This window comes from Trichocoleus sp. AS-A1, from assembly GCF_039962015.1.
In the GTDB taxonomy this organism is placed as follows: Bacteria; Cyanobacteriota; Cyanobacteriia; order Cyanobacteriales; family FACHB-T130; genus FACHB-T130.
On the sequence record NZ_JAMPKG010000001.1, the window covers coordinates 153,166 to 174,419 of the forward strand.

At 48.9% G+C, this 21,254-nt stretch carries 16 protein-coding genes; 6 read left to right on the forward strand and 10 right to left on the reverse strand.

Annotated elements, in window-relative coordinates:
* Nucleotides 1-43: 43 nt before the first annotated feature.
* Together trpS and NC994_RS00735 are read right to left on the reverse strand one after the other, a co-directional pair.
* Entirely contained in the window at nucleotides 44-1,051 is a 1,008-nt protein-coding gene (gene trpS / locus NC994_RS00730) for a tryptophan--tRNA ligase (protein WP_190436245.1), read from the reverse strand.
* A gap of 410 nt (nucleotides 1,052-1,461) precedes the next feature.
* The gene (locus NC994_RS00735; protein WP_347276599.1) at nucleotides 1,462-2,205 is read right to left on the reverse strand and encodes an O-acetyl-ADP-ribose deacetylase; all 744 of its coding nucleotides are present in this window, start codon (nucleotides 2,203-2,205) and stop codon (nucleotides 1,462-1,464) included.
* Nucleotides 2,206-2,630: 425 nt separating this feature from the next.
* Between NC994_RS00735 and NC994_RS00740 the strand changes: the two genes are divergently transcribed.
* Nucleotides 2,631-3,401 carry a DUF429 domain-containing protein gene (locus NC994_RS00740; protein WP_190436603.1) on the forward strand — a complete coding sequence of 257 codons (771 nt, stop codon included), beginning with the start codon at nucleotides 2,631-2,633 and terminating at the stop codon, nucleotides 3,399-3,401.
* Between the two features lie 33 nt (nucleotides 3,402-3,434).
* On the opposite strand, the gene glgP is transcribed toward NC994_RS00740, so the two are convergent.
* Nucleotides 3,435-6,068, reverse strand: a complete 2,634-nt coding sequence (gene glgP / locus NC994_RS00745) for an alpha-glucan family phosphorylase (protein WP_190436248.1) — start codon at nucleotides 6,066-6,068, stop codon at nucleotides 3,435-3,437.
* 644 nt (nucleotides 6,069-6,712) lie between these two features.
* Here glgP and NC994_RS00750 point away from each other — a divergent pair.
* Together NC994_RS00750 and NC994_RS00755 are read left to right on the forward strand one after the other, a co-directional pair.
* Nucleotides 6,713-6,829 (forward strand): photosystem II reaction center protein I, encoded by a 117-nt coding sequence (locus tag NC994_RS00750; protein WP_190413836.1) that lies wholly within the window; start codon nucleotides 6,713-6,715, stop codon nucleotides 6,827-6,829.
* A 120-nt stretch (nucleotides 6,830-6,949) separates the two neighbouring features.
* The gene (locus NC994_RS00755) at nucleotides 6,950-9,538 is read left to right on the forward strand and encodes a DUF3769 domain-containing protein (protein ID WP_190436251.1); all 2,589 of its coding nucleotides are present in this window, start codon (nucleotides 6,950-6,952) and stop codon (nucleotides 9,536-9,538) included.
* Nucleotides 9,539-9,643: 105 nt separating this feature from the next.
* On the opposite strand, the gene NC994_RS00760 is transcribed toward NC994_RS00755, so the two are convergent.
* From NC994_RS00760 to NC994_RS00770, 3 genes are read right to left on the reverse strand one after another with little or no spacing between them, the layout of a single operon-like run.
* Nucleotides 9,644-10,102: a ferredoxin gene (locus tag NC994_RS00760; protein WP_190436254.1), complete on the reverse strand. Its 459-nt coding sequence runs from the start codon at nucleotides 10,100-10,102 to the stop codon at nucleotides 9,644-9,646.
* Nucleotides 10,102-10,488: a DUF1257 domain-containing protein gene (locus NC994_RS00765; protein ID WP_190413833.1), complete on the reverse strand. Its 387-nt coding sequence runs from the start codon at nucleotides 10,486-10,488 to the stop codon at nucleotides 10,102-10,104. Before NC994_RS00765 ends, NC994_RS00760 begins: the two co-directional genes overlap by 1 nt.
* Before the next feature lie 47 nt (nucleotides 10,489-10,535).
* Nucleotides 10,536-10,745 (reverse strand): DUF2997 domain-containing protein, encoded by a 210-nt coding sequence (locus NC994_RS00770; protein WP_190413832.1) that lies wholly within the window; start codon nucleotides 10,743-10,745, stop codon nucleotides 10,536-10,538.
* Between the two features lie 365 nt (nucleotides 10,746-11,110).
* Here NC994_RS00770 and NC994_RS00775 point away from each other — a divergent pair, with 365 nt between their 5' ends.
* The gene (locus tag NC994_RS00775; RefSeq protein WP_190436256.1) at nucleotides 11,111-12,133 is read left to right on the forward strand and encodes a saccharopine dehydrogenase-like oxidoreductase; all 1,023 of its coding nucleotides are present in this window, start codon (nucleotides 11,111-11,113) and stop codon (nucleotides 12,131-12,133) included.
* Nucleotides 12,134-12,192: 59 nt separating this feature from the next.
* Here NC994_RS00775 and NC994_RS00780 read toward each other — a convergent pair whose 3' ends face one another.
* The 4 genes from NC994_RS00780 to NC994_RS00795 all read right to left on the reverse strand — a co-directional run bounded on the left by NC994_RS00780 (nucleotide 12,193) and on the right by NC994_RS00795 (nucleotide 17,523).
* A complete protein-coding gene (locus NC994_RS00780; protein ID WP_190436259.1) occupies nucleotides 12,193-12,780 on the reverse strand; it encodes a hypothetical protein in 588 nt (195 codons plus the stop codon).
* A 126-nt stretch (nucleotides 12,781-12,906) separates the two neighbouring features.
* The gene (locus NC994_RS00785) at nucleotides 12,907-14,133 is read right to left on the reverse strand and encodes a type II secretion system F family protein (RefSeq protein WP_190436261.1); all 1,227 of its coding nucleotides are present in this window, start codon (nucleotides 14,131-14,133) and stop codon (nucleotides 12,907-12,909) included.
* 184 nt (nucleotides 14,134-14,317) lie between these two features.
* Nucleotides 14,318-15,424 carry a type IV pilus twitching motility protein PilT gene (locus tag NC994_RS00790; protein ID WP_190413828.1) on the reverse strand — a complete coding sequence of 369 codons (1,107 nt, stop codon included), beginning with the start codon at nucleotides 15,422-15,424 and terminating at the stop codon, nucleotides 14,318-14,320.
* A gap of 107 nt (nucleotides 15,425-15,531) precedes the next feature.
* Complete coding sequence (locus tag NC994_RS00795) at nucleotides 15,532-17,523, reverse strand: GspE/PulE family protein (RefSeq protein WP_190436264.1); 1,992 nt, start codon at nucleotides 17,521-17,523, stop codon at nucleotides 15,532-15,534.
* A gap of 839 nt (nucleotides 17,524-18,362) precedes the next feature.
* Here NC994_RS00795 and grpE point away from each other — a divergent pair.
* Nucleotides 18,363-19,142, forward strand: a complete 780-nt coding sequence (gene grpE, locus NC994_RS00800; RefSeq protein WP_190427797.1) for a nucleotide exchange factor GrpE — start codon at nucleotides 18,363-18,365, stop codon at nucleotides 19,140-19,142.
* 145 nt (nucleotides 19,143-19,287) lie between these two features.
* Entirely contained in the window at nucleotides 19,288-21,246 is a 1,959-nt protein-coding gene (dnaK, locus tag NC994_RS00805) for a molecular chaperone DnaK (protein ID WP_190427811.1), read from the forward strand.
* Nucleotides 21,247-21,254: the final 8 nt, after the last annotated feature.

The following is a 21,254-nucleotide window of genomic DNA, read 5'->3' on the forward strand; positions in this document are numbered from 1 at the left end:
CATCAATCACTAATCGCTTCCATCCTTGATAACTTATATCTGGTTAAAGGGGAACCGAATAACCGAGGGCAGCTTTCACTTGGGCGAGAGTAACGGACGCGATCGCTTCCGCTTTCTGCCTACCATCGCGCAACACGGACTCCAAATAGCCTTTGTCATCCATCACCGCTTGATACCTTTCCTGAATCGGTTTCAGGGCGTTAATCGTGGTTTCCGTCAGCAATGGCTTGAATTGTCCCCAGCCCATATCCTGACACTCTGCTGCGACTTCTTCCTTCGGTTTGCCCGAAAGCACCATGTATAGCGTCAGCAAATTTCGGGCTTCGGGTCTTTCCGAATCATTAAAAGTTAGACCGCGTACTGAGTCAGTTTTACAGCGTTTAATCTTATTTTGGATTTGCTCTGGGGTATCGAGCAGGTTAATTCGGCTCATGTCCGAAGGATCGGATTTTGACATCTTCCGAGTGCCATCTGTCAGACTCATGACTCTAGCACCCTCAGCCCGAATCAGCGGCTCTGGCAGTTTCAGCACCGGCTTTTCCCGGCAAAATTGGTAATTAAACCGATTCGCAATATCGCGGGTTAATTCTAAGTGCTGCTTCTGGTCTTCTCCCACCGGCACTTTATCCGCCTGGTAGAGCAAAATATCTGCCGCCATCAGCACTGGATAGTCTAGCAAGCCAGTATTGACATTTTCCCCCTGCTTAACTGCCTTTTCCTTAAACTGGATCATATCTTCCAGCCAGTTGAGGGGAGTAATACAGTTAAGCAGCCAAGTCAGTTCGCTGTGAGCCGGGATGTGGGATTGTACGAAAATACTAGAATCTTCCAAATCAATCCCACAAGCCAAATACAAAGCAGCAATTTTATAAGTATTTTCAGCTAACGTACTGGCATCGTGGGGCGCGGTAATCGCGTGCAAATCCACCACACAGAAGAAATTTTCGTACTGACTCTGCCTTTCTACCCAGTTGCGGATTGCTCCCAAGTAGTTACCCAGATGCAGATTACCAGTTGGTTGAACCCCAGAGAGAATGCGTTGCTTAACCATGAATTTCAATTTAGCTATCTAGAAGCGCAGTTTTGATGGCTGCGTTAACAAAACTTATTTATCTAGTTTGACATTTTATGGCATCAGCGCGGCGTTATTTTAACAGCCCAGAAGTAAAGGAGCGATCGCGTCTTTTGCAATTATTCGTTACCTAAACGCTCCATTTTACCCATAATCAGTTTTTTTGCTGGGATGGAAAATAACCAACCCTACTCAGAATGCGATCGCGCTTTTCAGGAGTTTTGTTGATTGCACAACGTAGCTAGCTTAAATGTTTAGATTTTTGGCTATGAATTTCCTGCGAGTTATCTCTTGATAATTTTCCCCTCGTAGCCGCTCTAGAAGAAATTGATTATTTATGAAATAAATAGGCGATTAGATGGCAATTGTAAATATTTTTCTGAAGTAATTCACTCGGGTTTGGCTGGCAGAATTTCATCTAGATTGGTAGTGTAGTGGTCATAAGTCTGCTTTTCATAGCAAACAAACATTATCTTCTCAACTGAGGTGTTTCGCTCCAGAAAACGTCTAGCTTCAGAAACTGCGATTTTTGCTGCTTTCTCTACCGGGAAGCCATAGGCTCCTGTACTGATAGATGGAAATGCTACCGTTTTAATTTTATATTGCTCTACCAAAGCAAAGCAATTGCGATAGCACTGAGCCAGCACTTTATGTTCTTCATACCTGCCACCTTCCCATACTGGTCCAACCGTGTGAATAACCCACTTTGCTGGGAGGTTGTAGCCCTTTGTTATTTTGGCATCGCCTTCCGTGCAAACCTTCAGTTGTAGACATTCTTCCTCAAGCCCTAACCCAGCAGCACGATGGATAGCTCCACAAACCCCACCACCAGCCATTAGGGATTCATTCGCAGCATTGACGATGGCATCCACTTGTTGCTGAGTAATGTCGCCTTCTATAATCTCTATTCTTTCACGCATCAGCTTGTTATTCATCCGATACTCATCCAGCCTGGAGAATATAGATTTTCCGGCTGGCTTATAAACAATTGTATTTCCCTGATTTGGTAAAGGTTGGATATGTTTTGTTTGTCCTGAAGCAATCGTTATTGGAATAAAATCAGGGTCAAAAGCAACACAGGTTCCATCAGGGCGATAATGCAGACAGTAATTGCATCCTTTATAATCATTCATAATCACTACTTGGGTGTAATAAATACTACTTGATTGAAAGTCAAAAATAATAATGTATGCCAGTAACTAGATTTCTATATTATCATAGCCATGTGAATTCAGATACTTTGCATATTTAACAGCCTAGTTGCTGCTTAAAAGGGACTCCTTAACAGAATTATTAGTTGCATCAGCAACACGGTTTGTAAATACTTTAATTTGTTTGGGCTATTAACAAGTTATATTAAAATTATTTTGCAAAGTAAATTCCAAACAGCTAATCTATTGACTTCGAGACGAATTCAGAAGCTATAAAGCATCGCTTCATTTACCTCATAACTATGTGTTTCTATGCAACAGAATTGAACCATTTTTGAATTTGATTCGCAGATTTGAATAAGATGAGCGGCACGAAACACCAAGATAGATAATAAAATTTCAGCGTGATAAAATTTTTAGGCATTGATTTGGGATGGCGATCGCAACCCAGTGGATTATGCTGCCTCGCTTGGGAAGATGGGCTGTTGCATCTGCTGGATTTAGATAGACTCGAAACAATAGAAGAAATTCTCAACTGGATTGATACTTGGGCACCCGCAGCAGAACCAGCGATGATTGCCGTCGATGCCCCGACACTGATTCCTAATACCACTGGGACGCGACTACCTGATAAACTTACCCACAAATATTTTGGTCGTTATCACGCGGGTTGCTACCCTGCTAATCTAGGACTCCCCTTCGCCCAACGCACCGTAGGATTTGGACTCAGCCTCAAATCCCGTGGATTTGCTCACGCACCAACGATCGAACCCCAACAACCGGGACGCTATCAAATCGAAGTATTTCCCCACCCAGCCATCGTAAATTTATTCAGCTTAGAGCGGATTCTTAAATACAAAAAAGGAAAACTAGCAGAACGTCAAATAGAACTCATAAAACTCCGCCAGTATATTGTAAATAGCCTACCCAACCTGACACCAAAACTAGATGTCTCTTCTGCCTCTTCCTCTCTGCGTCCTCTGCGTCTTGGCGGTTCGTTTCTCTTAGGAATCCCCAGTACCCTTGCCACCTTTAAAGCCTTAGAAGATAAGCTAGATAGCCTCATCTGTGCCTATGTAGGCGCTTACTGGTGGTACTGGGGATTAGAAAGAAATCTGGTGCTGGGAGATGACACCACCGGATATATTGTCGTCCCCAAGAATCATTTTGAGTTTTAAATTTTGAATTAATAACTCAAAACTCAAAACTATCTAAGCCCAAAGAATCAGCCCCAATTCGTAGGGGCTTGATAGATTGTCGTGTTTTGGCAAAACCCGTAAAGAGAAACCCTGCAAACCACTGGAGGTATAAAGAATATCAACAGTGTAAATACTACATCCTTGTTGATCTTTGCCTTGGTAATCCATCACTACGGGAATGCCGTTGACAATTTCCCCATCGACACCAACTGCACCCTGATAAAGTTCAACTTGAACATCATCGGAGCTGAGTTCCCCCAGATTAACCCGTGCTTTGACGCTAACGGTTTGGTTGACCATAATCCCAGCCGGTTCTGAGACATCAACTTCTTCGATTTTAATGTTGTACCATTGCTCGAAGATTCGTTGCTTCCAGGCGGCTATATCCTTGGCGGGGGCGTAGTTGTCTGCGGTCATTGTAGAGTAGCGATCGCTTGCCGGGAAATATCCCCGCACTGCATACTCCCGCACCATCCGCGACGTATTGAAGAACGGACAATTCAACCGAATCGAATCCTTCATTTTGGCAGTCCACTTACGGGGAATTCCAGCTCCATCCCGGTTATAGAACAGCGGCATGACTTCCTGTTCTAGCAAGTCGTACAAAGCATTCGCTTCCACATCATCTTGATAATTGAGGTCTTCATAGTCTTCCCCGTGACCGATGGGCCAGCCAGTGCGGACATAATCTGCTTCATCCCACCAGCCATCCAGCACGCTCAGATTTGGCAAACCATTCATCGCCGCCTTCATTCCACTGGTGCCAGATGCCTCTCGCGGACGCCTGGGGGTGTTCAGCCAAACATCACAACCCGCCACCATTAACCGGGCAACATAAGTATCGTAGTCCGGGATAAACACCACACTGGCATTCATTCCTTCTTCCCGCGAGAAATGAATGATATCCCGGATCAGTTCCTTCCCAGGCATATCCTTGGGATGAGCTTTTCCAGCAATCACGAACTGCACCCGCCGATTTGGATCGCCCAATAAGATTTTCTTGATCCGGTCTAGGTTCCGCAAAAACAGAGTTGCTCGCTTATAAGTCGCAAAACGACGCGCAAACCCGATTGTCAGCACCGTTGGATCTAATACTTCCTGCGCTTGGTCAATTTCAGAGGGAGAAGCACCGCGATCGCGCAACTTTCTCACTAGGCGATCGCGCACAAACACCACCAGTTCTGACCGCTGACGCTCGTGATTGCGCCACAACTCCTCATCCGGAATCGACTGCACCCGCTCCCACAACGGATCGTCTACTGGCGCGTCAGACCACTGAGGGCCAAGGTAGCGGTCATACAGCTCCTGCGTTGACTTCGCTACACAAGTGCGGGCGTGGACTCCATTCGTAATCGCGGTAATCGGCACCTCATTGAGTGGAAAATCTTTCCAGAGACTCTGAAACATCTTCCGCGACACCAACCCGTGCAGCTGAGCAACCCCATTGACAAAGCTCGATGTCTTCATCGCCAGTGCTGCCATGCTAAACGGTGACGCCAAATCCCCAGTGTCCTCCCGTCCTAAGCCGAGAAACTCTTCGTGGGAAAGTCCGTAAATATCGGCATAGTGCCCCACGTAATAAAGAGCCTTATCCGGGGGGAACAAATCGAACCCAGCAGAGACAGGCGTGTGAGTCGTGAAAACTTGACTTGCTTGCGCCACTTGTTTAGCGGCGGCAAAATCCAGTTTCTCTTCCTGCATCAGCATCCGGATGCGTTCCAGAATCAGAAACGCTGAGTGACCTTCATTCAGATGGTAAACAGTGGGTTTATATCCCAGCGCCTTCAGCATCCGGAAGCCCCCGATGCCCAACATCATCTCCTGATGAATCCGCATATCCAAGTCACCACCATACAGCTCGTCGGTGATGTCGTGGTCGTAGGGATTGTTTGGCTCAATGTTGGTATCGAGCAGGTATAGGGGCACAGTTCCCACTTGCACGCGCCAGACACGGGCATAGACGGTGCGCCCTGGATACTCTACAGAAATCCGCAGTTCCGAACCGTCAGGATTTTGCTCCGGGTGCAACGGCATATTGTAGAAATCGTTAACCGGATAGCGTTCCTGCTGCCAACCATCGGCATTGAGGTACTGGGCAAAATACCCTTCCTGATAGAGTAAGCCGACGGCAACCAGCGGTAAGCCTAAGTCACTGGCTGATTTCAGATGGTCTCCCGCGAGAACGCCCAAGCCACCAGAGTAAATGGGCAGGCAGTCGGTTAGACCAAATTCCGCGCAGAAATAGGCATAACACTCCTGGGTGCTGAGGACGGAGGACGGAGGACTGAGCGAGAAAGCAGAAGAATTTTCTTGTTTCTTCTCAGTCCTCTGACCGTTCACCTCATTCCTGTGTTTGCGATACCACGTCCGTTCTTGCAGGTAGTCGTCTAGCTGGCGGCTGGCTCGTTCCATGTGGGCAACAAAGCCTTCATCTTCAGCAACTTCTTGTAGCCGCGCTTGAGAAATAGTTCCCAGCATTAGCACTGGATTGTGACGGCTGGATTCCCACAAATCGCGGTCTAGGCGGCGAAATAACTCTTTAGTTTCAAAGTTCCAATCCCAATGCAGGTTATATGCCAGTTTTCGTAAGGGTTCTAGTCTTGACGGCAAGGCGGGGGAAACGTTAAATGTTCGAATCGGCTGCATTGACAAAGCCTCTAAAGTCTTAATAGAGCTATTGTGTACTTACTTCCGCTACAAGTTGGATGCTCTTTATACTCTTTTTTTGGACTGGAAATGTTGATCCCTTTATCCAGCTAGCTGCCCTTAGCAAGCTGCCGCTTTCAATCTAAAATCCTAGTTTTTCCAGGGAATATTGAGAAAATTTGTTTAGAAAAGCGCTCCTAGCACGGGAGCGATCGCCTAAAAGCGGTGAACATCGCGTCTCTTGCAACGCTGCCCTTGGGCACCATTAGTGGCATTTAGTGGCATTCGCGTGTTTATCCTCCTGGCGTCCAAACACCTTAGCTATCTGGGATCGCACCCTAGCAAGGATTTCAGTATTTCCCAGGTTCTCCAATTTCCTTGATTTTGAGCTAGGGAAAAGTTAAAACCCAGGAACCGGGTGCGATCTCGTGGTATAACAACTAAGCGATCGCTAGGGAAACTTCGCGCTCTGGCAATCGTCAGAGCAGTTTAAGCAGCTCAAACGACGGCTGGACTGACCGCTTGAGGTCAACAATCACTCCAGACTCAAGGCAAAAATGAAGCAATATTTCGGTATTATGAGAAAGTTGTTCTGCCTTTAAGGCAGCAACATTCAGCCTTTCCCGTCTGGAGTAGATATCGGTATGGTGACTCTCAAAATTGTCGTTTATATAGTCGTTGCCTTCTTCAGCCTGCTCTTTGTGTTTGGATTTTTGTCCAGCGATCCTTCCCGTAACCCAAAACGCCGGGATCTGGAATAAACAGCGATCGCTTTATGCCTCAGGCCGATGTCGGGGCAGCAGTCCACTGCGAGGCACCCTACTCAGAGTGCAGTTGAGGATAGGCATTGGTGCTGTCCGCTCAACTCCTGTTGCTAGAAGATGCCCCAACCAGTTCCGCCGCCCCCACCGCCTGCGATTATCAACACGTTGCCGCCAGAGGATGTCACTTCTCTAGCTGTCTCCGCTCAAACAATTGCATCGGATTCCCAGCGAACCCTGCAACCTGAGACCCTTGCTGCCCCGACGCAGCCGGAAACGTTTGCGCCGGAGTCTTCTTCCTCGCTCTCTGTAATTTCTATCCCCACCAGAAAAGCTGCCCCCCTTGGTGCCCCCATTTCAGTGGGTCATCCAATCGTCAGGAATGGGAGTGGTAGGGAAGAAGCATCTGTGCAGACAGACCAGAATGACGACGACCCTGCATTGTCAGCACAACGGCTTCGCCCTTACGCATACCCAGATCAGGATTTTCCGAACGTTGCTGAATTTGATGCTTCGTCGGTAGAAAATCAAGAGTCAGAACCTAGGGAAGAGAACGCTGAAAGTCAGGCTGCGATCGTAAAAGAACGCACGGCAACTCCTATGTTGCAAAAGCAGCTGCCGAGTGTCGAGCAACAGCCTCCAGAACCCTCAGAATCTCCGGAAGCTCTGGAATCTTCGCCGAGTGAAACTCCGATAGAATCGGCTCCTCCAGCGCCCGTGTCGGAGGGTGAGCCTTGGCCTGAAGAAGAATTGGCACCGGCACCGGCATCAGCACCCGCACCTCCCACCCCAGAAAATCAACCAGCACCCGCCCCCGCCCCCGGTACGACGCCACCTCCGCCTACGACTTCTGGCGGTACGGGAGGCGTTGTGGAATTAACTTCTGACCAGCAAGAATACGACGTAGATCGACAAGTCGTTACAGCAGAAGGCGATGTTGTTTTGCGCTACCAGGGTGCGGTAGTAGATGCCGATCGGCTACAGGTAAACTTGCCGAATCGCGTTGTAGTGGGCGACGGGAATGTTGCCATGACGCGAGGCGAACAAGTGCTGCGGGGCGATCGCGTTGAGTATTATTTTGCCCAGGATAGCGGTTTCCTCTTAAATGCCAGTGGCGAGATTTACCAGCCTTCAGCAGGGGCAGATTTTTCGAGTCCTTTACCCAATGATGCCAGTGCTGCGGCTGCCTCAGTACGACCGTTAAGCGATCGCATTACCGCCAACCAACCCGTCTCGAATATCACCAGTCCCGGCGGCTACGGAGTGGTCTTTGGGGCTGGTCAGAACATCCAAAACCAGCAGTCGTTTCAGGAAGGGGGCGCAATCAACCGGCTGCGTTTTCAAGCCGATCGGGTGGATTTCGACTCCGAAGGAGCCTTTGCCACCAATGTTCGCCTCACCAACGACCCGTTTTCGCCACCAGAACTTGAGGTACGGGCAGATACAGCCAGATTCAGGCGGATTTCGCCCCTGGTAGATGAAATTACCACCACCCGCTCTCGCGTTGTTTTTGACCAGGGTTTTTCAATTCCGATTTTTCAAGATCGTAGAGTGATTGACCGGAGCGAAACCGAACCGGGTCTCGTCACCTTCGGGTATGATGCTGAAGACCGGGGCGGTGTGTTTGCGGAACGGACCTTTCAATTGATTTCTACCAACCGCGTGCGATTGCGCGTGACCCCGCAATATTTTCTTCAAAAAGCCGTTTCTGAGGGAAGCTTTATCGATCCCTCTGTGTTTGGTCTCAGGACTAGACTAGATGCCACCCTCAGCCCCACCACGACCCTGAGAGGGTCGGCTGTTTTCACCAGTCTAGATCCGGAAGAGATCGCAGACGACCAGCTAAGAGCGAGCCTGCGACTGCGCCAGATTATCGGCACCCGGCTACCCCATACCTTGAATTTAGAATATAGCTACCGCGATCGCCTGTTCAACGGCTCCCTCGGCTATCAAACCGTCCAGAGTAGTTTAGGCGCAGTTCTGACATCTCCGGTCATTCCCTTAGGGAATACTGGCATCAACCTCACTTATCAAGCGGGTGCCCAGTTCATTAACGCAGATACAGACCGTTTAGACTTGCTCGAACCAGGGCAAACCAACAATCGCGTCAGTCTCAGTCGCTATCAAGCGAGTGCCTCCCTCAACCGCAACTTTTTACTTTGGCGGGGTAAAGCTTTGCCTGCCACCCCCACCGAAGGATTGCGCTACACACCCGTGCCAGTTGTTCCCTATGTACAATTAACGACGGGCATCACCGGCGTTTATAGTGGTTACAGTAGCGGGGATAGCCAGGAATCCCTGAGCGGGAGCATTGGGGTGCAAGGGCAATTCGGTCATTTCTCCCGACCTTTTTTAGATTACACCGGGTTTAATGTTACCTACTCTCAAGTTGCTCGTGGTGGTATATCACCTTTCTTATTTGACCGCCTCGTGGATACCAACGTCCTTTCCGCTGGCATTACCCAACAGATTTATGGCCCGTTTCGCCTGGGTTTTCAAACCTCGGTCAATTTAAATACTAAGGAGAACATCAGCACTGACTACTTTCTGGAATACAGCCGCCGCACCTACAACATTGTCCTGCGTTACAACCCTGTTTTGCAGCTGGGTTCCATCAGTTTTCGGCTGAATGACTTTAACTGGTTGGGTACTCCGGAACCGTTCCCTGGCTCTGGTGTGCGTCCAGTCGTGCAAGGGGTTTCTCGTTAGAAGCGAGAGTGCAACGCTTTAAATAAAACCCCCAATAGCAGGCAGCTGTTGGGGGTTTTATTTATTTAGCCCGTACAGACGGGCATTTTTTATACCAGCGAACCTTTAGTCTATGGGTTTCGGTTGCTTTCTCTTAACCTTCTTTTGCCGCTGCTTCACAGCCGTAATCGCATGGTCAGCAGGGAATCCGATCAATGGAATCACCTGATATTGCCGCTCTTGTTCAAGCTTTTTCAATTCCGTGTAATCGACCCAGTGGATACAATCGACCGGACAGGTGTCAATGGCTTCTTGAATGACTTCTTCCGAGTCTCCATCCTGCCGAACTACACGCGATCGCCCATAATCTGGCTCAATATAAAAAGTATTGCGAGCAACATGGGCACAGTGCTTGCAGCCAATACAGGTTATTTCATCAACATAGACGCCTTTTTGCCGCAGGGTGCCACCCAACTCCGGCTCCAAACCCGAACGTTCCGGGGCATCCCGCCAAATACCACCTAACTCTGGCTCCAAGCCAGAACGTTCGGGAGTTGGCTGTTCAGGAGTTGGGTAATCAGACATTAGGCACTCCAGCGCTGCACTACTAGGCGGATTGAACCATCTTCATTCTGTTTTTGCTCGGCAACTTGGAAGCCCTGCATTGCAGATTCTTTGACAACCGTGTGGTAAGCATAACGCTGAGTCACTCGGTTGAGAAACCGCTCTACAGAACCCGTTTGCTGCCAATACTGTAGGTCAGCAACAAGTTCGTATTCCTGACCGTTCCAACGAAAACCGATGTCATAACCATTTTTTTGCTCAATGGCAACATCAGCCGTAAGGGTTTGACCGCGATAGCCGCGCACTGTTTGCGGGCCAGATTTCCAATCTATTCCTAAGTCGGTCAAAGCGGCTTCTAACGAGACAAGATTGCGGATTTGAGTTTTGATGTTGCTAAAGTGTGACATGACGATTTTTTCAAATAAATAAAGTTGGACTCAAAAAAAAACTTACCTTACCACTCGCTATAAGTTGCCCCGGCTGTCGCCGTCGCACTCTGATGAATCACTGAGGCAAAAAATTCAGAAGTCGGTTCCTGAGTTAGTACCAGACCCAATTGGGCTTCAATAGCGGCAGTCACTTCGGCACAGGATTTCCCAGTAATTCCGGTGACTTTCTCCTGCACCCGACCATCCGGATAAATGATAAACTCTAGCGTTTCCATGCTCATTGGTTAGGGATTGCTCAAGTTAGGCGGCGGCACGAACCATACTGCTGATGCTGCCGGATAAGACATCTTTCTTAGAACTGACTCGCTGGGATATTAATAAATTAATGTTGCTCAAATGTTGAGCAATTGAGTCACAACGAGTTAAAACGTAACAAAACTTAATTAATTAGGCGAGTCTTACTTTGATTATTTGTCAGTGTCGCTTAACTTTACATCTGCGTCAAGATAGAGAAATTATCCGAAATTGAGCAAAAAAGCCAACAGACTTCTTGAGCGATCGCTCAAGCTCTCAAAAGTGAACGAACCGGCGCGTCCAGGAGCCTGGATAATTAAAGTTTGTTCAATTGCAAGAAGACGCTATGAGTGCAGAGCAAGTCACAGGTTCAATCAACTCCCCAACCCCCATTCGAGTGGGCGTCTTAGGCTTTGGTGGACTGGGGCAGGCTGCCGCCAGAGTGCTTGCGCCAAAACGCGAGATGATCTGGGTTGCAGCTGCTGACCAGAAAGGCTATACCTACGCCGCCCAAGGGTTAGATCCAGATGCCAGCATTGCGATTTACCAAACAAGGGGTTCTCTTGGCTATTTAGAGCCGACAGGCACCCTCAGCAGCCAGAGCATCCAAGACTTAATCGAACGAGCTAAGCCGGTAGATGGATATTTCCTGGCACTGCCTAATCTGCCCAACACCTTTATGGCGTCCGTCGCGCGGCAATTTATTCAATCTGGCTGGCGGGGGGTTCTGGTAGACGCCCTGAAACGTACCAGCGCTGTCGAGCAGCTATTGGATCTGCAAGAGGAACTTCTTGCAGCAGGAATTACTTATCTGACTGGCTGTGGGGCGACGCCTGGGTTGTTGACGGCAGCCGCGGCTCTTGCTGCCCAAAGTTATGCCGAAATCCATAGCGTCAAGATTACGTTTGGGGTAGGGATTGCAAATTGGGAAGCCTACCGAGCGACGATTCGGGAAGATATTGCCCATCTACCCGGATACGATGTGGAGCGCGCCAGAGCCATGAGTGATGCCGAAGTGGAAGCATTGCTGGATCAAACCAACGGCATCCTGGCTCTGGAGAATATGGAACACGCTGATGATGTGATGCTAGAGCTAGCTGGAATTTGTCCGCGCGATCGCGTTACGGTCGGCGGCGTCGTTGATACCCGCAATCCCAAAAAACCACTCAGCACGAATGTCCAAGTGACAGGTCGCACCTTTGAAGGCAAGATTTCTACCCATACCTTCACCCTTGGCGATGAAACCAGTATGGCAGCCAATGTCTGCGGCCCTGCCTTCGGCTATCTCAAAGCCGGAGTCGCACTCCATCGTCGAGGCATCTACGGTTTGTTGACCGCCGCCGAAGTCATGCCGCAGTTTGTCAAGTAGTTAACAGGTTGAAAATGGGTACGTTAGCAGGTTGATTACACTTCAACCTGCTTCAACCGTCAAACGTTGGGACTTTCAGGCAAAAAAGATTCCTGTGCCTGTTCCTCAACATCCAACATTGGGGTCTGGATGACAAAGGGGAGACAGGCTCCCATTAAGCCTCGCTTAATTCGTTCTGGCGTCTCTGGAAATACAACAAACAAAGGATATAGCTTGTCAGCGCCCTCGCTGAAAATGTGTTGATGGCGAGGCGGCATTAACCACTCATATTCTTTGTCCAGCCACACTTGGGTCTGCCGCCAGCGACTCAACAAGTCGGAGAAGTCTTCTTGGGGACGGTGAATAAAGACAAAAATCTCCACCCCCATTTTGATTTTCCATTCGGGGTCACACATTAAAATTGCCACATCACAGGGCAAACGAATGGCTTCTCCTCTAGATGTAACAACGCTAGCGCTTTCTGCTTTAGATAAGGCATGGCGAATCCGCACCACCGGCAAAGGAATGGCGATCGCGCTCTCCTCAGACCGGCGCATACTAGGAATCATCTCCAGATAAGGTCGGTGCTGCTTGAGCAATGCGATCGCTCCAGGCAGATTACTGTACTCCGCCAAGCTAGCTTCGTAATAGGATTGCTTAACAAACATATTTTAATTTTAAATTTTCAATCTTAGATTGGAGATTAGGTCATCGTTAAGTACCATAAGCCCTACATCCCAAATCTCATTCCCAGCTTTGTCTGGGAATGAGAAAAATCCAAAACCTGAAATTGATTAGCCTAGTTTGTCAAACACGGCAAACATAGGGAGATACATTGAAAGCAAAATTACCGCTACCATCCCCGCTAATACCACCATCATGATGGGTTCAAGAACGCTGGTGAGTGCTTTCACCGCTTGCTCAACCTCATCTTCATAGAAATCTGCCACTTTCATCATCATGGCATCTAACTGACCTGTCTCTTCCCCAATACTAATCATCTGAATGGCCAGGATTGGGAAAACTTGCTCTTTTTGCAAAGCTAAGCTCATCATCCCACCTTGTTGAATGTCTTGCTTGGCTGCCTCCACTGCGTTGGCAATTACTTGGTTCCCCGCCGTATCTCTCACAATATCCATGCAAGTGAGAATGGGCACTCCAGAACGAGTCAAGGTTCCAAAAATGCGGCAAAAGCGAGCAACACATGATTTTTCATTCAAGTCGCCTAATAGCGGCATTTTTAAGAAAAAGCGATCCATCGTTACACGACCAACTGGCGTCTTGTAATACTGCCTGTAAAGAAAAGAGGCAACGATGAAAGTGATGATTGGGATGATGATCCTCCAACTTCTGAGGATACCGCTGATCCACAACATGAACAGGGTTAGAGCCGGCAATTCTGTCCCCAAATCTTGGAAAATGCCAGCAAAGATCGGGATCAAAAACACCGTCATACAAATAAAGACAATGATTGCCAAGATGCCCACCGCCACAGGGTATGCCATTGCCCCTTTGACTTGGTTTTGCAGGCGCGCCATATCCTCTAAGACTTTGGCTAATCGGTTGAGTACCTCATCGAGGACACCGCCGACCTCTCCAGCTTGAACCATACTGACGTAGAGATTATCAAAACACTCTGGATGTTTACGCATAGCATCTGAGAGATTCACACCTTGTTGAACCTCAGAGCTAATTTCCACAAGCGCTTTTTTGAGCTTGGGATTGGTACATTGCTCGGAAAGCACACCCAAGCATCGAACAATCGCCACACCCGCATTGACCATCGCAGCAAATTGACGAGAAAAGACGGCTTTGTCCTTGACTGTAACCTTCGCTAAAGAAGTTTGAATGTCTTTTAGGTTTAATTTGCTCAGGTCAAAGGTTTGGGTTTCTTTGATATTTGCAACAGAAACCCATTTTTCGCGCAGGGCGTCGCGGGCACTGCCAAGGGAGTCGGCAACAATTTTGTCTTTCTTGGCGGCTCCTTTAGAGTCCCGAACATCAGCAATATAGGTAGGCATACCTCACCTCTAAGTGAAAGAAGAATGGCTTTTAAAAGGAAAATTTTTGTAATGGGAAGGTGTCTTCCGGGGAGGTTTTTGACAATTTCTGCTGAGGGCTGCCAGGTAGTCCAGACCGAAACATCGGTCTGGACTACCTGGCATCATACAAGCTTAGTGCAATAGGTTTTACACCGCCTCGAACCTACCGAGCGCCAGCTTTTGCCCCTGTCGCTGGCGATGTCCCCAGGATACGCTGTAATTCTTCAGGTTTAGATGATTTGCCCATCGCCGCCTCAAAGGAGATGGCACCAGCTTTGACATAGCCAGCTAGAGCCTGTTCCATCGTCTGCATTCCCAATTTTGCTCCAGTCTGGATAGCAGAGTAAATTTGAGCAGATTTTCCTTCTCGAATCAAGTTAGCGATCGCTGGCGTTACTAACATGATTTCCTGAGCCATCACCCGACCATATTCACCGGGTTTCGGATTATGTTTGGGCACCAAGCATTGGCTAAAGACTGCCAATAACGAACCAGACAACTGAGCGCGGATTTGGGGCTGTTGCTCTGGAGGAAACACGTCCAAGATCCGGTCGATAGTACCTGCGGCTGAGCTGGTGTGCAGGGTGCCGAACACCAAGTGACCCGTTTCAGCCGCTGACACCGCCAGACCAATGGTTTCTAGGTCGCGCATTTCCCCTACCAGGATAATATCCGGGTCTTCTCGGAGCGCGGCTCTCAGCGCATTCGCAAAGCTCTTAGTATCTTCGCCTTTTTGACGCTGGTGAAACAAGCTCTTGATGTTTGGGTAAACATATTCAATCGGGTCTTCCACCGTCAGGATGTGTTCTGCCCGCGTCCGGTTGATCAAGTCGAGCATCGCAGCCAGAGTGGTGGTTTTCCCAGAACCCGTTTGCCCCGTCACCAACACCATTCCTCTCGGTCTGTGAGTCAATTCCCGCACGACGTCTGGTAGACCCAACTGATCGAAGTTCGGAATTTTAGAAGACAACGCTCTTAAGCACGCGGCATAGTAGCCCCGCTCTTTGTACACATTGACGCGGAAGCGAGCCAATCCCTTAACCCCATAAGAGCAGTCAAGTTCCCAGTTTTGCTCTAATTCCTTACGCTGCGTGTTGTTCAGCATACTGAAGATGAGTTTCTGACACTCCTGGGGAGGAAGCGGTTCGTCACCGATGGGATTGAGTTTCCCACTGATGCGGAAGTAAACCGGCGCTCCTGCCTGGATGTGCATATCTGAGCCGCCCATTTCAATGAGTTGCTCCATCAAGTCTTCAATCATTAATTCCATGAGGCTGTCTCCTGGGGTGATTCTTGATTTCTCAGTTGCTAATTTTCCGTGACTAAGGGCGTAGCTTGGGTGATTGCCATTCGCCATTAACGATTGACGATTGACATTTATTCTGAAAAGCGAGGCGTCATGCAGTAAGGACAATCTAGCCACTCTGGTTTTAACTCAGCAGTGCAAGTGACACATTCTAGACCGCTCTTACGCTTGGCTTTGAGTTCTGCCTCAAGACCAGAATCTGTAAATGTCACCCGTTCTACTTCTTCGAGAGTGGTATAACCTTGGCGTACCAGGTCTAAGCTGTATGCCAGCAATGTCTTCATCCCTTCTTCCACGGCTGCTTCTTTAATGCGCTCGGTGGGGGCACCTTGGCTGATTAAATTTTGCAACCGTTCGGTCACGCGCATGACCTCATAAACACCTACACGTCCCTTATAGCCAATGCCATTGCATTTTTGGCACAGAGCATTTCTGCTTTTGGCTTCCTTCGCTTCATCGGGTTGTAAAGTATTGGCTTTGTAGAAGGTAAGATCCCCGTCCCCAGAAGCTGATAAACCAAACCGACCGAGTTCTTGTGAAGTGGGTGAATAGGAAAGGCGACACTCGCTACAAACACGCCGCATCAGACGTTGTGCCAGAACGCCAATCAGCGAACCCGATACCATGAATGGCTCGATGCCCATTTCATCTAAGCGGGCGATCGCACCGGCGGCATCGTTGGTGTGCAGGGTTGTCAGCACCAAGTGTCCGGTTAGTGCTGCTTCAATTGCGGTTTTTGCCGTTTCTTTGTCCCGCGTTTCACCTACCAGAATCACATCCGGGTCTTGGCGCATGAAGGCTCTTAAGATCGAGGAAAAATCCATTCCTTTCTCTCGAATTACCTGTACCTGAGTAATCCCAGGCAAGGCATACTCAATCGGGTCTTCTGCCGTACTGATATTAATTCCCGGATCGTTCCGTTCTGCCAGAACTGAGTACAAGGTGGTAGATTTACCAGACCCAGTTGGCCCGGTCACCAAAATCAAGCCAAAGGGACGGCTTGCCATTTCTCTGACAATTTCTAGCGATTCTGAATCGGAAATTAACTTATCCAAACCTAGCTGGGTTGAAGAGTTATCGAGAATTCGCAAGACCACCTTTTCGCCGTAGCGGCTGGGTAAGGTATTCACCCGAAAGTCAACCTTACGCCCTTCAAACACCCGCCGGATACGACCATCCTGGGGCATCCGTCGCTCGGCAATGTCTAGCTCAGCCATAATTTTGAAGCGAGCTGTGACGGCTGCGATGATTTTTTTCGGAAACGGATCGAAGGCTTGTTGTAGCACCCCATCCTTCCGGAAGCGAATGCGTAAGAATTCTTCTTGGGGTTCAATGTGAATGTCTGAAACCTGCTCTTGCAGACCCTTGAGGAGGATTCTGTTAACCAGGTTGATGACGGGAGCGCCCTGTGCATCCTCTACATTCAGGTCATCTTCAATTTCAGGAGGCGCATCGCCTAAGTCGTTCAAATTATCCAGAACGTCTGAGACATCCACAGACTTTTGGATTCGCGCTACTTCCTCTTTCCTAGTTTGCTCATCCTTGTATTGGTTAATTAGATTCAAACAGTCTTCCAGCGTGATCACCATTCGCTGCAAGGCGATGCCCTGGGGTCGCAAGATGCGGTTGAGATCGTCCTGAGCCGCTAAATTATCTGGATCGACCATTGCCACCAGTACCGAGGGGGGCTGGGTGTCATTTTTCGTTAAGGGTACTAGTTTATAGCGGCTACAGATATCGATCGGAATCAGGGTTTCAATCAAAGACCCAATCTGAGAAGTGGGAATTTGGCTGATTTCCGGATCTAGAGATTCAACTCCGTAAAGAATTTTGAGTTCAAAAAGCTGTTGTTTTTTATACTGACGTAGCAAATCTGGGGGAAGCGATCGCCCAGTAATCGTTTCTAGAACCTCGGTTAAGGGTCTACCAGACTTGCGGCTTTCTACCATAGCCTGCCGCATTTGGTCGGTGTCAACATAGCCTGCCTGAATCAGCTGGTTGCCGAAGGGCGAAAACTCATTGCGGACAGCAAGGGCGCGATTTCGTGGTGAGGATTGAGTCATAGATCCGTGAGAATACCTCTTTACAAATTGTTCCCAAAACCATGAAGCAAAATTGCTATCGTCAGCCAAAAACTAAATTTTTACGGTTTAGATAACCGACTTGGGCTTGCGCCCCCGCAGTACCACCAGACCGTTTCATCATTTATGTTGAGCCGTTGTGGCGATTTTAAAGGCAAAATTGACGCGATAAGCCAATTTGCTCCTCACTAGCCGCAAGCAGTAATATCCGTACAACGATGCTGTAAGTTTTAAGATTGAAGACCTGCCGGAGCCTTAGAAGACTCGGACACGACTTGGTTAATGACAAGGAGCGTGTAAGGCTGAACGTGGTAGGGAACATTCACGATAATAGCCTTAACCAAGTCTTAGGCGTAGGATTGTCTTAATTTATTTTGCGATTCATACATCGTCTACTGTCTAGATTCTGATGTCTGGCACGCCCACTCGCTCAATGGCTATCCTGAAATTCGTGAAGATGACGTTACAATCGGAAAGTAGGCAATTGCTTCTATAAAGAAATTTCTGTGCAAATGCCAGCAGATGGCATAGCTTGGCACAATGTAGGGTTAAGGTAGGGTTGGCGTGTTGATACGGTTTTCCCACCCAAGCCTTGTCAGAAAGTTAAGCCAAAAGCTTTAAAGAGTATTGGTAGGATGCCTGGGCACACTATGATTCTAGAAAGGGGAAAGTTTTGTGGCAATGCGCCGGTTCTCTCCATCCCTAACTCAGGGAGTGGTGAGACACCAACCTGATACAGAAGGGGAGGTGGTAGTGGCGACATCGACAGGACTACCCATTAAAATGAGCGCGAGCAGTCTCTTAGCTGGGATGATAGCCCAATGAACGAGGAAGAAAATCAGCAAGACAATACTTCACCTCCAATGGTTGATAACCAGGCGGTGGCACAGGAAATGGGGAATGAACCATTATCTGAAACGGGAACCTTGAATGGAGAACCATTAGGGGAGGCGTCAGTGTATGGCACAAGCCAAACATCTGATGCGGTATCAGATGCCAGTGCAACCTCCGGAGCCAGCGGAGACGAAAGTAACGCAGAAGCAGCCAGCAACACAGCGGCTGTAGAAGCATTGACGCGGGAAGTGGAGGCTTTAAAAGCGCAAGTGGAAGAGCGCACGCAACAGTGTGACTCTTTCAAAACTCAGTACATGAGGATAGCCGCAGATTTTGAAAATTTCCGCAAGCGGACTCTCAAAGAGAAGGAAGACTCGGAGGTGCAGATCAAGTGCACAACCATTACTGAGTTACTGCCCGTAGTGGATAATTTTGAGCGAGCGCGATCGCAGATCAAGCCGCAAACTGATGGAGAATGGAGCATCCACAAAAGCTACCAGAGTGTCTACAAACAGCTGGCAGACGCTCTCAAGCGCATCGGAGTATCTCCCATGCGTCCGGAGGGTCAAGATTTCGATCCCAATCTCCACGAAGCCGTGATGCGGGAACCAACGAATGAATATCCAGAAGGAGCCGTGATCGAACAGCTGGTGCGCGGCTATTTCTTGGGCGATCGCGTCTTGCGCCACGCCCTAGTCAAAGTTGCTGCTGGTATGGAGCCCGTGGTAACCTCAGAGGAAGGTCATCCGCTTTCTGGCGAAAGTTAATGGAGTTTGATGCACTGCATCGACGGTTGAAGGCGTCAGAAATTACAATCAAATTGATGGAAATCTGGTGCCGGGTCCGAACCATTTCGGACAAGCAATTCGACGGCTACTTAACAAATCCTGTAAACCTTTACTACAGCTAGCTATGGGAAAAGTCATTGGCATCGACTTGGGCACGACCAATAGTTGCGTGGCTGTTTTAGAGGGGGGTCAACCCATCGTCATCTCTAACACAGAAGGAGGGAGAACGACCCCAAGTATCGTGGGATTTGGCAAGGGCGGCGATCGCCTAGTGGGTCAGCTAGCAAAACGGCAAGCTGTCACCAATGCCGAAAATACGGTATACAGCATTAAACGCTTTATCGGTCGCCGCTGGGATGACACCGAAGTAGAGCGATCGCGCGTGCCCTACACCTGTATCAAAGGTCGCGATGATACCGTCGATGTCCAAATTCGGGGACGCAACTACACCCCCCAAGAAATCTCAGCGATGATCCTGCAAAAGCTAAAGCAGGATGCAGAAAACTTTCTTGGCGAACAGGTAGACCAGGCAGTCATCACCGTACCTGCCTACTTCACAGACGCCCAAAGGCAGGCGACAAAAGATGCCGGTACCATTGCCGGACTGGAAGTTTTACGGATCATCAACGAACCCACGGCAGCTGCTCTTGCCTACGGCTTGGATAAACAAGATGAAGAGCAGTGCATTCTGGTGTTTGACTTAGGGGGCGGTACCTTCGACGTTTCCGTACTCCAATTGGGTGACGGCGTTTTTGAAGTCAAAGCTACCTCTGGAAACAACCATCTAGGCGGAGATGACTTTGACAACAGCATTGTCCGCTGGATGATCGAAAACTTCAAACAGCAAGATTCCATCGACCTGGGAACCGACAAAATGGCTCTCCAGCGGTTGCGAGAGGCAGCAGAGAAAGCCAAAATCGAACTTTCCAGCATGGGCAGCACCTCCATCAATTTGCCATTCATCACCGCCGATGAAACCGGGCCAAAACATTTAGAGATGGAACTTTCCCGCGCCCAGTTTGAAGAACTCGTCAACCATTTGGTGGAAGGTACCATTGAGCCTGTAGCTCAGGCGATCAAAGACAGCGGTTTGACAGCCAATGAGATTGACCGGATCATCCTGGTGGGAGGTTCAACTCGAATTCCTGCCGTTCAAGATGCGATTAAGAAGTTTTTTGGCGGCAAAGCACCCGATCGGTCGATCAACCCGGATGAAGCAGTGGCGCTGGGAGCAGCGATCCAAGGAGGCGTCTTAAGCGGCGAAGTCGAGGATCTGCTGCTATTGGATGTTGCCCCCCTAAGCTTGGGCATTGAAACCTTGGGAGAAGTGTTTACAAAAATTATTGAGCGCAACACCACAATTCCCACGACGAAATCCCAAGTTTTTTCCACCGCCACCGACGGACAAACCAGCGTGGAAATTCACGTCTTACAGGGTGAGCGGGCGATGGCGAAAGATAACAAAAGTCTTGGCAAATTCCTCCTAGCAGGAATTCCCCCCGCTCCCAGAGGCATCCCTCAAATTGAAGTGTCCTTTGAAATCGGCGTTGATGGAATTCTCAAAGTATTGGCTCAAGATAAAGGCACTGGGAGAGAGCAGAGTATCCGGATTAGCAATACCGGCGGCTTGAGTGCCAGCGAAGTCGAACGGATGCGGCACGAAGCTGAAACCTATGCCGAAGAAGACCAGCGTCGGATGCAAGTAGTGGAGCTGAAAAATCAGGCTGATAGCCTGTTCTACAGCTATGAATCGACGTTGAATGACAACGGGGATCTGGTTGCAGAGGATATCAAAACGCAGGCAAATAAGAAGGCTACAGCGGTGCGAGCGGCGCTGGCTAACCCCTCAATTAGTGTTGAGGAGATCAAACAACAGATCGACGATTTTCAGCAGACACTGTTTGCGATTGGTGCTGCCGTGTACCAGCAAGCCAGCGGACGCGAGACACCGGATGATTACGAAAGCCTGGAAAGTGGCATATCTCCAGAGTTTAGTGAAGCGCCTGACTCTACACCCGATGACGATGACTTTAGATTTGATGACGATAATACCGTTCAGGCTGACTACGAGCCAGTTGACTAAATCAAATA

Coding starts and splice junctions, on each gene's coding strand:
- trpS (WP_190436245.1), bottom strand. CDS start 1,051: ATGGTTAAGCAACGCATTCTCTCTGGGGTTCAACCAACTGGTAATCTG.
- NC994_RS00735 (WP_347276599.1), bottom strand. CDS start 2,205: ATGAATGATTATAAAGGATGCAATTACTGTCTGCATTATCGCCCTGAT.
- glgP (WP_190436248.1), bottom strand. CDS start 6,068: ATGCAGCCGATTCGAACATTTAACGTTTCCCCCGCCTTGCCGTCAAGA.
- NC994_RS00750 (WP_190413836.1), top strand. CDS start 6,713: ATGGTGACTCTCAAAATTGTCGTTTATATAGTCGTTGCCTTCTTCAGC.
- NC994_RS00755 (WP_190436251.1), top strand. CDS start 6,950: ATGCCCCAACCAGTTCCGCCGCCCCCACCGCCTGCGATTATCAACACG.
- NC994_RS00760 (WP_190436254.1), bottom strand. CDS start 10,102: ATGTCTGATTACCCAACTCCTGAACAGCCAACTCCCGAACGTTCTGGC.
- NC994_RS00765 (WP_190413833.1), bottom strand. CDS start 10,488: ATGTCACACTTTAGCAACATCAAAACTCAAATCCGCAATCTTGTCTCG.
- NC994_RS00770 (WP_190413832.1), bottom strand. CDS start 10,745: ATGGAAACGCTAGAGTTTATCATTTATCCGGATGGTCGGGTGCAGGAG.
- NC994_RS00775 (WP_190436256.1), top strand. CDS start 11,111: ATGAGTGCAGAGCAAGTCACAGGTTCAATCAACTCCCCAACCCCCATT.
- NC994_RS00780 (WP_190436259.1), bottom strand. CDS start 12,780: ATGTTTGTTAAGCAATCCTATTACGAAGCTAGCTTGGCGGAGTACAGT.
- NC994_RS00785 (WP_190436261.1), bottom strand. CDS start 14,133: ATGCCTACCTATATTGCTGATGTTCGGGACTCTAAAGGAGCCGCCAAG.
- NC994_RS00790 (WP_190413828.1), bottom strand. CDS start 15,424: ATGGAATTAATGATTGAAGACTTGATGGAGCAACTCATTGAAATGGGC.
- NC994_RS00795 (WP_190436264.1), bottom strand. CDS start 17,523: ATGACTCAATCCTCACCACGAAATCGCGCCCTTGCTGTCCGCAATGAG.
- grpE (WP_190427797.1), top strand. CDS start 18,363: ATGAACGAGGAAGAAAATCAGCAAGACAATACTTCACCTCCAATGGTT.
- dnaK (WP_190427811.1), top strand. CDS start 19,288: ATGGGAAAAGTCATTGGCATCGACTTGGGCACGACCAATAGTTGCGTG.